The sequence below is a fragment of the Sulfolobus sp. B1 genome (assembly GCF_007050195.1).
Lineage (GTDB): Archaea > Thermoproteota > Thermoprotei_A > Sulfolobales > Sulfolobaceae > Saccharolobus.
The window spans coordinates 1-13116 of the sequence record NZ_QIMI01000041.1; the positions used below are offsets into that span (position 1 = coordinate 1).

The window sequence follows — 13116 nt, forward strand, 5'->3', positions numbered from 1 at the left end:
CAAATCAGAAAAAGGTATTATTTTTAGTTGGAGAAGAGTTTGAAGATATAGAGGTATTGTATCCGTTTTATAGAGTAATTGAGGAAGGTTTTCAACCAGTTATAGCGTGGAAGGAAACTAATGCAAAAGTTACTGGAAAGCACGGATACACTTTAGTATCAGATATCTCGTTCAAGGAAGTCAGACCAGAAGATTATGTGGCGTTAGTTCTGCCAGGTGGAAGAGGACCTGAGAGGATAAGAACAATAGAAGAAGTTAAAAATATAACCAGAGCCTTCTTCGAGCTGAAGAAGCCAGTAGCGGCTATTTGTCATGGTCCTCAAATATTAATATCAGCTAACTTAGTAAAGGGAAGAAAATTAACGTCTGTTGTATCAATAAAGGACGATGTAATAGCTGCTGGAGGAATTTATATAGATGATAAAGTAGTCGTAGACGATAATTTAATCTCATCAAGAAACCCAAGCGATTTACCTTATTTCACGTCAACGTTAATTAAGGCGTTAAAAAGTTTGAAATAGATTCTTAATCCTGCTGTAGAATTTCATTAATTTTTTTGTTATATTTTTCTAAAGTCTCTGAAATTTCTTTTTCAGCTTCTTCATAAAGATTTAGTATTTTATCTAGTTTATCACTAACTTTAGATCCTCCGGCATTTTTTCCGCCTTTTCTCATCTCTATTGAGTTATTCATAATTTCGTTTATCCTCTTCACATATTCCCAAGCAAATTTATACGATACACCAACACTTTTAGATGCGTTAGAGAGAGAGCCAGTACTCTCGACTGCTCTTAATAGTTTAACTCCTCCTTTTCCAATTAGTGGTTTGCCCTCTTCAGTCTCTATCCAAATTTTAAATCTGAATCTCATAAATCTAACCCATTAGGATAAATTAGTTGCATAATTTTATCAATTTTTTGCTTCACTTCTTCAAGGTTATTCCCAACAATATTTATATGACCTACCTTTCTCCTCTTTCTAACCTCTGACTTAGAATACCAGTAGACTTTACCATAATTTAAAACTTCAGGAGGTATCTTATCAGTTCCCAAGATATTTATCATACCGCTAGGGCACAAAACATCGGTAGGACCTAAACTCATACCTAAAATAGCTCTTAAATGTTGTTCAAACTGAGAAATGAGAGCACCATCAAGGGTGTAATGTCCAGTATTGTGAACCCTAGGGGCAAATTCATTAATTAGTACCTTCCCATTAGCCACAAATACCTCCAGCCCTAATGTCCCAACGTAATCCAGCTCATTAACTAAACGTATAGCCAAATCTATTATCTCCTTATTGTTATATGGCCCATAATTATATACTAAAATCCCCTTTTCATTATAATTATAAGTTGGTGGATAATATGCTACTCTACCCTTTCTATCCCTCGTAATAATTACAGAAGCCTCAAAGTCAAAATTAACGTATTCCTCAACTACCATCTTCACTTTCTTCTGTTTAAGAAACTCATATTTTTCGACATCTCCTTTAATAAAATATTGACCTTTACCATCATATCCTCCTTGGGACTCCTTTATCACACCAATATTATTAAAATTCTCTCTCAGTATTTTCAACGCCTCTTGTCCATCCTCCGCTACGAAGAACTTAGGAGTTGGTAATCCGTGATCCCTATAAAATAATTTCTCTTTATATCTTTCTCTCTTTAGTTCTACGCTCCTTATAGCGGGAAATAATTTACCTTTTTCTTCTGCATACTCTAAAGCCTTTTCATTCACGTGCTCAAATTCAAAAGTTACAATGTCAGAATTCTCTACAAATTCCTTGTATTCATTTGAGGTGAAACACTTATCAGCAATCTTACATGCTGGTGCACTTTTATCATCGTCTAAGACGTAAAATGTAAACGGAAATTTTCTTCCCTCTAATATCATCATCCAGCCTAATTGTCCACCTCCTAATATGCCAATTTTAGGCTTCCAATCTAGTATTGAGGACATCATTTTTCATCTCCTCCATAAACCTTTTCATCTTTTCTTCCAATTCCTTATATTTTATTGATAAAATTCTTATAGCTAAAAGAGCAGCGTTCTTTGAGGAACCTATAGCTACAGTAGCTACTGGAGTACCATAAGGCATTTGAACTATGGATAGAAGGGAGTCTAAGCCATTCAGATTTCTGGACGGAATAGGAACTCCGATCACCGGTAACTGAGTTAAAGACGCGACCATTCCGGGTAAATGTGCAGCACCTCCAGCTCCTGCAATTATTACCTCTATTCCCCTACTTGAAGCCTGCTTAGCGTAATCCATCATAAATTCTGGTGTTCTATGGGCTGACACAACTCTCACTTCATAATCCACGTTAAATTGTTTTAACACATCTATCGCATCCCTCATATACTCCCAATCATTTTTGCTACCCATAATTACGGCTACTTTAGGCATAAGGAGAATTGGGTATTAGGGTTAAATAATTTTCTGATTAAGATAATAGATATGTTAGAGTTAAGGCCATATAGTGAAGAGGAAATTTACAAGGCACTAATTCAAGCAAAGATGGAGAACAAAAAAGTAGGAATAAGAGGTCTAGGAAGACACTTAAGGAGAGAATTAAATTGTGATTTAGTAATTAGCACCTTAAATTTAAATAATTTTGAGATAAAAGGAAATAAACTTTTGGCTGAGGCTGGAGCGAGCGTAGAAAAGATAAGGGAAGAGGCGTTAAGTAAGGATCTAATTTTACCGACAATTTACGATGGAACAATCGGAGGTTTATTGGCTTTGAATGAATTTTCGACACTCTCCACTGCCTACGGTACCCCGTGGGATTTCTCTGAGTCAGTGGACTTCATAACGCCTTTGGGAAAAATTAGGTGGAGGTTAGTGATAGGCTCTCAAGGGATTCTTGGGGTAATTACTAGAGCTGAAATGAAACTATATAAAAAGCCAGAAAAAGTATTCTTATACGAGAAAGAGATTAAGGATAAGGAAGAATTTAAAGAGAGAATCAAAAAGTTAATATCACTAAAGCCTTTGGCGCTACTTGTTGAGTATGACGGTAGTGAGAAAGTGTTTAGGCTTCACTCTTCTTACATAGCTGAACACGATTTGAGAGGATACATCAAAGACGAGGGAATTCCAATTATATCTGAGGAGTCAGATAAGAATAGTTACGTAGTAGAAATAAGTGATTTCGTTAATGACATAATTTCAATAATCAATAATGTTTCACCTTATTATCTCTATGGAATATATGGTGTTAATTTGATTAAAGTTTATGTTACTGATGAATCGTTGTTAAAGGAGTATAAATACTACCCAAAAAATCAGCCTCATCCTTTATATTATAAATTTAAGAGGATATTTGACTTCTATAATATATTTAACTAACAATCAAATTTAGTACACAAAACATTCTCCATTTCAATCACCAAATTTTTTAGATAAACAAAATTTTTATAAAGAACCTCCATGCCATACTCTGTTATCTCAACTATTACGTCGTCTCCAATATATGCTTTAGTTTGTATATATCCTCTTTTCTCCAATCTTCTTATACTTTTTACTAGATCCCTTCTTGGTATATTAACATAATCCTCTATTTCCTTCACGCTTAATTCTCCTTCTGAGAGGACTGTCAATATTGCTAATTCTTTTATATTCATCTTCTCATTCACTTCCTTAAACTAATTAAAACTATGAACGCCGATAAAAAAGCTACGATACTACTTGTTACTAATAAAATCCTCACATTGCCGAACAGATAATCTATAGCATATCCCATAAGCCATCCAATACTTTGAATAATTATTGTTATTGCATAATCACTAACTACATTTCTTCTAGGAGTATAAAGTTCTAAGCTCAACGGAACTATAACCTCCCACATACCAAAAAATATTGCAAAAAATGGAGAGAAGTCATAGAGAGATATTAATGAAAAGAGGATGAGGGACGAAGAAAGAAGATATTTACCATCCTTTATATATCTTGATGAAATATAGCTAAATATCATACCTAGGATCTCTGCAATAGTCACAATCACACCTAACTCAATTTTGGACAAGTTAAATCTAAGGTAAACAGCTAGGTAAATGTAAGGAGTGGATATCGCAATTGGCAGTATTAATAATAATATAAATAATAGAGATATACTCATTTTTATCGATGATTCGCCTATTAACACCTTATTAGAGCCTATTTTTAAAACAGGTATTGACGCTAAGGAAAAAATTATTCCAGAAATTATAAAGAGTAATCTAAGACCTAGATACTGAGCTATAAGACCAGCTATTGAAGGCATTATTAAAGAGGGAATTATAGAGATTGACCATATTTTGGTTATTACACCTTGTCCCTCCTCTGACATAAATGAATAAAATGATGGTAGCGACAAGTAGAAGAGATAATTTAATGCCATAAATATTACCATTTCATACAAATTTTTTGAAAAAGGTAAAAGAATTAGTCCTAATCCTCCTATAATCATACCTATAATGACTGGTAATTTTCTATTATACTTATAGAGCCATGCTCCTATAATTGGATAAGGCAAAGAAATTGCTTGAAAACTTAAATATAGTAAACTTATCTTTGATTCACTGACGAACTGAGAGAAGTATATTGAAAGAAATGGATAGTAAAGGTAATATGAGCAACTCCAAATAAGCCAACTCGATATAAGTTTCCTCTCATTATTACTCATCGAGTTTTTGGAAGAAAAATAAAACCTATAAAACTTTGTTCTTTATATCGAGAAAATCAGTAAAGACAATTAAGAACTTATAATTCATTTTTATCATATGTGCTTTAGAAAGCAAACTTTTTTAGTCAACTAGAGTAATATAAATAAGATCAACATGGTAGTAGAGTCGAATTGTGAAATACCAGAAAATCTATATTATTACATAGAAGGTAAAAATACTGTGTGGGCAAGATTAGAAGGTTCAGATGTAGTTGTAGTAGGAATAACTGACTTAGCACAAACTATGGCAGGAAAGATTGTAAAGGTAAGAATAAAGAAAAAAGGAACTAAGGTAGAAAGAGGTAGACCAGTAGCTACTATGGAGAGTGGTAAGTGGGCTGGACCAGTGCCAGCTCCAGTTACTGGAGAAGTAATAGATGTTAACGCCGAGGCTGAAAAGAACCCAATAGTTATAAATCAAGATCCATATAATAAAGGTTGGCTAGTAAAAATGAAGATGAGTAATCCAGAAGAAATCAAACAATTACAAACTGGACCTCAAGCAATACAAAAATTAAAAGATTTGATTGCTTCTGAGAAATTAACTTGTAAGAGGCTATAAGATGCAATGGAGGTATATTACTTTACCTCCTCAAGACGGCTATCATATGATTACTTCGTTTGTCGCAGTAGCTGATTACGTATCTAAGGGTGTTAGCAAAAATACACTTTTACTTTTTTACGCTAAAGAGCCTTTCGTTAACGTAGGATTACATCAAGAAGTCTGGCTGGAAGTAGATTTAGATTTCACCAGAAAGATGAAAATACCCGTTGTGCGACGCGATCTAGGTGGAGGTACAGTTGTAATTACTCCAGGGGAGCACGATTACTTCATTGTTATAAGAGAAGAGGATGCTCCTAAAAACCCAATGCAACTATATGAGAAATTCTTAACTCCGGTAGTTGATGTATTGAGGTCATATGGGCTTAATGCTAACTTAAGAGAGCAAGATATTGTTGTGAACGGAAAGAAAATAAGCGGAAATGGGGCGATGACATACGGTAAAGCCGTAGTAATAACTGGAAATATATTATTAAAACTTGATGTAGATCTAATTAGTAAGTGCATTAGAGTCCCATCAGAGAAGTTTAGGGACAAAATGGCTAAGGATATGAGTGATTGGTTAACATCTATGGAAAAAGAATTAGGGTATATTCCTACTAGAGATGAAATTAATCGAAAGCTAAAAGAGGCATTTGAAAAGAGGTTAGGGATAAAGTTTGAAGAGACTACCTTAAGTATTGAAGAGATAGAGCTTTGGGAGAAGTTAGCTAAAGAAAAAGCTAATGAAGAATGGATTTATTATAAAGATAATAGACATCCTGAATTACATACTGAGAGATGTGTGAAGATCTCTTCTGCAGTCGCTTTGTGTCACATTGATTACAAAGCTAGAAAATTATTAAGAATAACGTTAAAAATTGTAAATAAAAGAATAGATGAGATATCCATTTCTGGCGACTTCTTCGTAATGAATCCTAAGAACTTCATAGAAACTTTAGAAGATAGTCTAAAGGGAATGGAAGCTAATGTAGATAGAGTTAAGAGCATAATTCATGAAATCTTTGGAAAAGAGAAACCTACGATTTTTGGATTCACAGAGGAAGATTTAGTAAATGCTATAAAGGAAATTTTCAGTAAACCGGAGATCCAAGAGATTATATAAATTTTTAGCATGTAACTCTGAAAAAATTATACTATTCGTATCTTATTGCCTTATTAGGATCTAGTCTCGAGGCCCTATATGCTGGAGTTAAAGCTGCTAGGATACTTAAGAAAGTAGAGAAAATTAATGCTTCTAACATGAATGAAAGCGAATAAACTGGAGTTACTGAAAGACCCTTTAAAAAGCTAAATCCTAAACCAAAATGCTCAACGGTTAAAACAAAAGACACTAAAGAGCCTAAACCTAATCCCAGCACACTACCTATAAATCCCATAACTCCAGCTTCACATAAAAAGATAAATAAAACATCATTCCTAGTAAATCCTAAAGCCCTTAATATTCCAATCTCTTTAGTCCTCTCAACCACTGTAGTAAACATAGTAGTACTTACTCCCATGAAAGAGACTATGAACGAAGTTGCTCCAGCTGATATTAATAGACTATTCAAGGATTGCAAAGTATTTTGAATTAATTGTATGAACTCTTCAGCAACTACTACATCCAACGCGTCTCCAAATTTCTGTTTTATCTGATTAACTACATAATTAATCTCGCTTAACGAATTAACTATAATAATAACGCCAGTATATGTGCTAGATAGAGTCCTACCAAAGGAAAGAGGGACAACTATAGACTTATCTATATCTACCCCTAGAAAACTACCATATTCGTTAAGTACTCCGGTTATGATAAAGTTTTTAGTAAAATTCTCTCCACCATTAAATACTATAACCTGAACCACTTGATTAGGTTTTATTGGAGTATAACCACCTTGATTGCTGCCTAATTGATATCCTATAACAGCCTCATAAGGAACGTTAACGGTAGGGAGGTATCCAGTATCTAAACTAATTGCAGGAGCTGCCATTTTTAACTGGTTAATATTTACTGAGAAAATTGTAGCACCTTCAAAACCAGTAGAAGTTCGTATAAGTGCAGGAAAAGAATAGAAAGGTATAACCATCTTAACGCCTATTATATTTTGTAACTGTAAAACAACGTAATCGGATAATGAAATTCCTCTACCGGTAGATGTTACGATAATATCATATGGGGAAAGAAAATTTGATATTTCACCGATTATAGAATGTGAATAACCTAAAACCATAGAATTTATGGATATGATTGTAGCCGGTCCTACAATTATGCCCAGAATAGTTAGAATAGCCCTTAGTCTTCTCTCCCTTAAGGAGCTAAGGGCATAAAAAATGTAATCTACAATCTTCATTTAAATTCCCCTCTTCCTAAGGCTTAAGTATATTATTACGGAAATAAGGATCATAATTACCGCCGCTAAAACTACGCTAATTGTGACGTTAAAGGAACTTTTATTACTGGAAGTAATTGGATACGATGCTATATAGGAAAAGGCGTAGTAAGTTAAATTAGGTTGATATAATTGATTTTCATAGGTCACGGATACATTAAAGGTATACCTCCCCGGAGGTAATGATAAGGTGAAGGAGAAAGGTGTAGGACTATTGGGGGGCACACTACCAATGTACAATGAAGTATAATTGTTCAAGTAAACTGTCACAAATTGAGCACTCTGAGAGCCAGTATTTATTAGAACGCCACTTATAACTACACTATTATTGACGACTTGAGCTGAAACTTGCGTTATCTCCATTTTAACAAAACCCGTGCTTAGCAAGTTTATTACATCTTGATATGTTTGAGTAGTGCTATTTACAATATAGCTCATTAATATATTAATAGGTATTGAAGTAGTTTCAGGAATTTGTGGTATAATGTATACGGGAAGAGTGTAAATATAGTGAGGGGGTAAGAAAGGAATGTAAATTTTACTAGTTGATAAGTAAATCTCTTGGGAAGCATAATTCAAGCTAATCTGAACATTATATAAGCTATAGTTTGCAAGATTAACTACTTGTATCACATCAGTATTATTAGTGTCATAATATACACTAGTCTTCAATAAATTAACCAACAAAATGTTTTGAGAAGACACTACTGAAATGGGTATAGTAAAAGTTCTAACAATACTAGATGTGAAATAAACATAATACAGTTTTATTAATAGTGGATATACTGCAGGAGGTAGATCTTGTGGAGCATAAATTGTGTAATACAGAGTGATAGAAGAATTTGGTTTAAGAAATGGGATAGTGTTATTAAAAGATGCTATCATCTCCAGACCTTGAGTTAACAAAACAACGTTCAAGTTGTAAACATATTCAGCTCCTAAATTAATTACCTTTAATGGTAAAACATCATAACCACCTTGGCTTACTATGGTCTTATTTAATTCAACAATTACTGGAGAAGGTGGTAAAACGTAAATATTATTTAATCCATCTACTACTTGATCGCCATTATAACTTATCCTATAAGTGTAATTTAGCACACCTATGGAGGCGTTAGGAGTTATCTCAACTGGTATGGTTATTGGTATCATCTGAAATTGTGGAATCCCCGGCAAAAAAACATAGGGCTGTAGAGGAATTATTCCACTAGGGAAGTTATAGGTTATGTTAACACCAGTTATAGGATAAGGTAAGGGATTATACACGTATAAAGTTAAGGGCATAACCCCAATGCCGGGAAAAGGCGTGACAGTAGTATTCCACGCTGTCTCGGCTATTTGCGGAGACTCGTTATAATAAACTTTAATGTAAGACAAGTAGACGTAACTAAAGGAGCTACCTAATGCAGAATAATTTAGTTCTATTGGAATCGGGTAAATTGAGGGTAATACGTCTTGTATCACGTAAAAATTGAAGTAAAATACTACATTTTTCGCAGGCTGTATTACTGATGGAGTAAAATTTGAACTAATAGGAAGTAAGACTTCACTAGGAGGAATTGGTTTAACAGAGTATACAAAACTTGTTACATTAGACGAAATTTTTACCAAAAGGGTTACAGTGTTGCCTGGAATAGCATAAATGGGATTAGAATATACTGACAGCTTAGCTAAAGGATAAACTACTATGGAAGTAGTTTGATTTGCATAGTCTTTATGCCAATAACCTAGAAAATCAGTGAAACATATCTCATAAGTCAAATTATATACTCCAGGTTTAATTTGAGAACTGACATTAACGATTACAGTAGTTAATTCTGGCTGACCGGGTGGCAAAGCTGAAATTTTTACACTTAAATGCTGATTATTCGTTTGAGAATAAATACCATTCGGTAAGAAAACGTTAAGGGTAACATTAATCATAGGATCTGCAGTTGGATTAAAAACTACGAAGGTCAATGGTATCAATCCCTCACCTACTTGAGCAAATGTTACTTGCTGAGTAGTTCCCCAAAAAACTTGCTGAAGTATTGGAAAAGTAACATTGTATATAGGAATAGTTATAGTCTGTGTAACTTGGCTCTCAGCTCCAGTAATTGCATTTTGATATACCACAGTTAACGGAACATTATAGGTACCAGGTTTAGCATTCTGATTAATGTTTAAGAAAAATGTTATTTGAGTGGTAGTAGATAAGGAAGATGAGGTTACTGAACCATAGGCTAACGATGACCCACTTTCTGACGTTATTGGAGTACCATATAAACTGAGATAAGCGTAAACTACTTGATAGCCTAAGGGTAACGAGATGAGAACATAAAATGGTGTATCATTGTAGCCTGGGTAAGCTTTTATAGGATTTTGAGGAGTCCCCCAACCCCATGAAGAAACGACTGGAGTCTGACCATAAACTATATTACTAGTTATGATAAGTGATGTTAGCAAGAAAGAGATCAGAAATACTGTCATAATTTTTCTCAATTTTCTTCACCAATAATTCTACCATCTCTAATGTAAATTTTTCTCTCTGTATAACTAGCTACTTCTCTATCATGAGTTACCACAATAACAGTTGTGTTAAACTCGTCATTTACCTTTTTGAAGATCTCCATGATATTCTTAGCATTAACACTATCTAAATTTCCAGTTGGTTCATCAGCTAACAATACCTTAGGATTTTGAGCCAAAGCTCTAGCTATCGCGACTCTTTGTTGCTGACCACCTGATAGCTCATTAGGCCTTTTCTTATAATAACCATCTAGGCCAACAAGTTTTAACGCTTCCATTGCTATCTCTTCCCTTTTACTCTTACTAACCCCTCTTGCAATTAATGGCAACTCAACGTTCTCAAGTATGGTTAATCTTGAGATGAGATTAAAGTTCTGGAAAACAAATCCTATATATTCATTCCTAATTTTTGATACCTCATTATCATCCAGTGTAGTTATGTCTTTGTCATAAATATACACCTTACCAGTAGTAGGTCTATCCAACGTACCTATTATTGACAGTAACGTTGATTTTCCGCTACCAGAAGGTCCTAATATAGCTAAAAATTCGCCCTCACTTATAGTTAAATTAATATCTCTCAATGCAACTGTTTTAACATTACCCATGTAAATTTTAGTGACGTTCTCTAACTTTATCATATGTTTTTGTATTACATGAAAGTTTATACGTGTTTTCCAAATTCGTTGCTATATAAATTTAAAAAGGTAAGCTGAATGAAGAAGATTATGAAATACACTGAAACAGCACCTAAACTTTTTATGAATACTGGAACTAGGTTTCCAAGAAGAATTGTATGGGCTGTTGGAGTAGTAAAAAAAGCTTGTGCAAAAGTTAATTCAGATCTAGGACTATTGGATAAAGATATTGCTAATGCAATTATTAAGGCTTCAGAAGAGTTAATGGAGGGAAAATTAGATGATAAGATTGTCTTAGACGTGTTCCAGACTGGATCTGGAACTGGATTAAATATGAACGTTAATGAAGTGATTGCTGAATTAGCTTCAACTTACGCTAAAGTTAAAGTTCATCCTAATGATCATGTAAATTTTGGACAGTCCTCTAATGACACAATGCCAACAACTATGAGAGTGGCAGCTGTAGCTGAGGTTAAGGAAAAATTAATCCCATCTTTGCAAAAAATAATTTCGTCTTTAAATAAAAAGAGTGAAGAATATAAGGATGTTGTCAAAGCAGGAAGAACACACTTGAGAGATGCCCTACCAGTTACGTTAGGGCAAGAACTTTCAGCTTATGCCGATGCTTTCCAACACGAATACGAACAGTTAGTCAATATACTAGAATATGTAAAGGAGTTGCCAATTGGAGGAACAGCCACTGGAACTGGAGCAAATACGCATCCAGAGTTCCAAGAGAGGGTGATAAATGAGATAAATAAGATAACAAGTTTAGGTTTCAAACCAGCTAACAAATTTAGGGCTATGAGATTACTTACAGATTTATTGCTACTCAGCGGATCCTTGAGAAATATTGCAGTGGATCTCTACAGATTAGGGCAGGATATAAGGTTAATGTTTTCTGGTCCATTTGCAGGTTTAAACGAAATTGATCTACCAACACAAGAAGAAATAGCAGGGAGTTCAATAATGCCTGGTAAGACTAATCCGGTCACTGTTGAAGCTTCTTTACTAGTTTCAGCTCAAGTCGTGGGATTAGATCATGCAAATCAGTTTGTATCAATGTTAGGTGAATTTGAATTATCCATGGGAATTCCTTTAATTGGTTATAACATTGTAACGCAAATAAGCTTATTATCCGAAGCTCTAAGCAAATTCTCTACTTTGGTAATTGATGGAATGGTAGCCAATACCGAGAAAATGAAAAGATATGCTGAGTCTTCTCCTGCACTTATTACAGCAATTTCACCAATCATAGGTTACGATAAGGCTTCAGAAATTGGTAAAAAGCTTAATAAAGGTCTTTCAATACGCGAAGCTCTTAGAGAGTTAGGTTATAAAGACGAAGATATCGATAAGATACTTGACCTAAAGAAACTGACAAAACCTGGATTTACTTCAAAATAATTTTAGGGTTTAGCTACACTCACGTTTTTGCACTTAGCTAGGCATTCTGATATATCGATAAATTTCCACTGTGATGAAGGGGAGTAACATTCCCTTACACAATCATCCTCTATTTTTGCTTTAGTCTCCATCTATATCACCATAAAATAATCTTAATAAGGCAAAGAAAAATTTTTCTCTATAAATTCAAATGTATTAGATTATGAAGGAAAAGATAGGGAATTTAGAGCTAGAAGTTGAGGCTATTTTAGAGTTAGATGGTCAAGAGTATAAAGTGGTAAACGTACCATCAGCTGATGAGTATAGAGGCTTTCCACCCTCATGGGAATTCGTCAGAAATCACATGCTAACGTGGAGACCTTATATCAAAGTTAAGTTCATTGAAATAAATAATCAACAGATACCAGCTTTAGGAAATATTTTACTTAATATGGATGAAGAAATGTACGAATTTTTATTTGACCTATATCAAACTTTCAAGGTCAATAAACCAAGTATAGAGACAAACATTAGCACAGTGATAACTAGGCAAATAGAAAAATTAGAGGAAAAAATAGGAAAGACATTTAATGAGGAAGAGAAGACTAAGCTATATATAAGGTTTGGAATAGAGGCATCAATTCTAAGGGATATAGGTGCAATAAATTGAAAATTATAACTTTCGTTGCTGAGGGAAAATTAGATGGAGATAAAGTAACTATTACTTTAGGAAATAATGATTACACTATAGGCTTAATTGGCTCTGATTATCCAACCCCAGAAGAATTTTGCCTCGCCTCCGCCTTATCTTGCCTAATTCTAACAATTTATTATATAGGTAGAGAAAGAGGAATTGAGATAGAGTCTATTGATGGTTTCATTGAAGGAAAACTTGATCCAAGGGGATTCCAAGGAGATAATAATGTTCCTCCTGGCTTA

The 13116-nt window shown here is 34.1% G+C and carries 16 protein-coding genes; 7 read left to right on the forward strand and 9 right to left on the reverse strand.

All coding sequences use genetic code 11. The features are described from left to right. Positions 1-521 (forward strand): type 1 glutamine amidotransferase domain-containing protein (locus DMP16_RS04395; RefSeq protein WP_255446797.1); only part of this gene is annotated, 521 nt, incomplete at its 5' end. A gap of 4 nt (positions 522-525) precedes the next feature. On the opposite strand, the gene DMP16_RS04400 is transcribed toward DMP16_RS04395, so the two are convergent. The 3 genes from DMP16_RS04400 to purE are packed head-to-tail and all read right to left on the reverse strand — an operon-like array spanning position 526 to position 2412. Continuing rightward, a complete protein-coding gene (locus DMP16_RS04400) occupies positions 526-870 on the reverse strand; it encodes a winged helix-turn-helix domain-containing protein (RefSeq protein WP_069281561.1) in 345 nt (114 codons plus the stop codon). Next, positions 867-1964 (reverse strand): 5-(carboxyamino)imidazole ribonucleotide synthase, encoded by a 1098-nt coding sequence (locus DMP16_RS04405; RefSeq protein WP_069281563.1) that lies wholly within the window; start codon positions 1962-1964, stop codon positions 867-869. Before DMP16_RS04405 ends, DMP16_RS04400 begins: the two co-directional genes overlap by 4 nt. Further along, positions 1936-2412, reverse strand: coding sequence for a 5-(carboxyamino)imidazole ribonucleotide mutase (gene purE / locus DMP16_RS04410; protein ID WP_069281565.1), 477 nt, complete (start codon positions 2410-2412; stop codon positions 1936-1938). Before purE ends, DMP16_RS04405 begins: the two co-directional genes overlap by 29 nt. A 51-nt stretch (positions 2413-2463) precedes the next feature. Here purE and DMP16_RS04415 point away from each other — a divergent pair, with 51 nt between their 5' ends. Beyond that, positions 2464-3357 (forward strand): FAD-binding oxidoreductase, encoded by an 894-nt coding sequence (locus tag DMP16_RS04415; RefSeq protein WP_231961206.1) that lies wholly within the window; start codon positions 2464-2466, stop codon positions 3355-3357. Here the strand turns inward: DMP16_RS04415 and DMP16_RS04420 are convergent. Beyond that, the gene (locus DMP16_RS04420) at positions 3354-3632 is read right to left on the reverse strand and encodes a helix-turn-helix domain-containing protein (protein WP_069284521.1); all 279 of its coding nucleotides are present in this window, start codon (positions 3630-3632) and stop codon (positions 3354-3356) included. The two genes, DMP16_RS04415 and DMP16_RS04420, sit on opposite strands and share 4 nt — an antisense overlap. Before the next feature lie 8 nt (positions 3633-3640). After that, positions 3641-4672 (reverse strand): MFS transporter, encoded by a 1032-nt coding sequence (locus DMP16_RS04425; protein WP_069281569.1) that lies wholly within the window; start codon positions 4670-4672, stop codon positions 3641-3643. 154 nt (positions 4673-4826) lie between these two features. Between DMP16_RS04425 and DMP16_RS04430 the strand changes: the two genes are divergently transcribed. Next, entirely contained in the window at positions 4827-5273 is a 447-nt protein-coding gene (locus DMP16_RS04430) for a glycine cleavage system protein H (protein ID WP_069281571.1), read from the forward strand. A 1-nt stretch (position 5274) separates the two neighbouring features. Then, positions 5275-6378, forward strand: a complete 1104-nt coding sequence (locus DMP16_RS04435; RefSeq protein WP_069281573.1) for a lipoate protein ligase C-terminal domain-containing protein — start codon at positions 5275-5277, stop codon at positions 6376-6378. A gap of 31 nt (positions 6379-6409) precedes the next feature. Here DMP16_RS04435 and DMP16_RS04440 read toward each other — a convergent pair whose 3' ends face one another. Genes DMP16_RS04440 through DMP16_RS04450 form a run of 3 tightly spaced genes read right to left on the reverse strand, consistent with a single transcriptional unit; the run spans position 6410 to position 10794 of the window. Further along, positions 6410-7606, reverse strand: coding sequence for an FtsX-like permease family protein (locus tag DMP16_RS04440; protein WP_069281575.1), 1197 nt, complete (start codon positions 7604-7606; stop codon positions 6410-6412). After that, a complete protein-coding gene (locus DMP16_RS04445) occupies positions 7607-10126 on the reverse strand; it encodes a hypothetical protein (protein ID WP_231961207.1) in 2520 nt (839 codons plus the stop codon). Beyond that, the gene (locus DMP16_RS04450; protein ID WP_069281577.1) at positions 10123-10794 is read right to left on the reverse strand and encodes an ABC transporter ATP-binding protein; all 672 of its coding nucleotides are present in this window, start codon (positions 10792-10794) and stop codon (positions 10123-10125) included. The genes DMP16_RS04445 and DMP16_RS04450 overlap by 4 nt, the downstream gene beginning before the upstream one ends. Before the next feature lie 87 nt (positions 10795-10881). Between DMP16_RS04450 and DMP16_RS04455 the strand changes: the two genes are divergently transcribed. After that, positions 10882-12198 (forward strand): lyase family protein, encoded by a 1317-nt coding sequence (locus DMP16_RS04455; protein ID WP_069284523.1) that lies wholly within the window; start codon positions 10882-10884, stop codon positions 12196-12198. Between the two features lie 2 nt (positions 12199-12200). Here DMP16_RS04455 and DMP16_RS11325 read toward each other — a convergent pair whose 3' ends face one another. Continuing rightward, on the reverse strand, positions 12201-12329 hold the full coding sequence (locus DMP16_RS11325; RefSeq protein WP_255446798.1) for a hypothetical protein: 129 nt from the start codon (positions 12327-12329) through the stop codon (positions 12201-12203). A gap of 71 nt (positions 12330-12400) precedes the next feature. Between DMP16_RS11325 and DMP16_RS04460 the strand changes: the two genes are divergently transcribed. Together DMP16_RS04460 and DMP16_RS04465 are read left to right on the forward strand one after the other, a co-directional pair. Next, positions 12401-12847: a hypothetical protein gene (locus tag DMP16_RS04460; RefSeq protein ID WP_069281578.1), complete on the forward strand. Its 447-nt coding sequence runs from the start codon at positions 12401-12403 to the stop codon at positions 12845-12847. Continuing rightward, positions 12844-13116 (forward strand): OsmC family protein (locus DMP16_RS04465; RefSeq protein WP_143576922.1); only part of this gene is annotated, 273 nt, incomplete at its 3' end. The genes DMP16_RS04460 and DMP16_RS04465, both read left to right, overlap by 4 nt.

Coding starts and splice junctions, on each gene's coding strand:
- DMP16_RS04430 (WP_069281571.1), top strand. CDS start 4,827: ATGGTAGTAGAGTCGAATTGTGAAATACCAGAAAATCTATATTATTAC.
- DMP16_RS04400 (WP_069281561.1), bottom strand. CDS start 870: ATGAGATTCAGATTTAAAATTTGGATAGAGACTGAAGAGGGCAAACCA.
- DMP16_RS04425 (WP_069281569.1), bottom strand. CDS start 4,672: ATGAGTAATAATGAGAGGAAACTTATATCGAGTTGGCTTATTTGGAGT.
- DMP16_RS04435 (WP_069281573.1), top strand. CDS start 5,275: ATGCAATGGAGGTATATTACTTTACCTCCTCAAGACGGCTATCATATG.
- DMP16_RS11325 (WP_255446798.1), bottom strand. CDS start 12,329: ATGGAGACTAAAGCAAAAATAGAGGATGATTGTGTAAGGGAATGTTAC.
- DMP16_RS04420 (WP_069284521.1), bottom strand. CDS start 3,632: ATGAATATAAAAGAATTAGCAATATTGACAGTCCTCTCAGAAGGAGAA.
- DMP16_RS04440 (WP_069281575.1), bottom strand. CDS start 7,606: ATGAAGATTGTAGATTACATTTTTTATGCCCTTAGCTCCTTAAGGGAG.
- DMP16_RS04455 (WP_069284523.1), top strand. CDS start 10,882: ATGAAATACACTGAAACAGCACCTAAACTTTTTATGAATACTGGAACT.
- DMP16_RS04450 (WP_069281577.1), bottom strand. CDS start 10,794: ATGATAAAGTTAGAGAACGTCACTAAAATTTACATGGGTAATGTTAAA.
- DMP16_RS04405 (WP_069281563.1), bottom strand. CDS start 1,964: ATGTCCTCAATACTAGATTGGAAGCCTAAAATTGGCATATTAGGAGGT.
- DMP16_RS04415 (WP_231961206.1), top strand. CDS start 2,464: ATGTTAGAGTTAAGGCCATATAGTGAAGAGGAAATTTACAAGGCACTA.
- purE (WP_069281565.1), bottom strand. CDS start 2,412: ATGCCTAAAGTAGCCGTAATTATGGGTAGCAAAAATGATTGGGAGTAT.
- DMP16_RS04460 (WP_069281578.1), top strand. CDS start 12,401: ATGAAGGAAAAGATAGGGAATTTAGAGCTAGAAGTTGAGGCTATTTTA.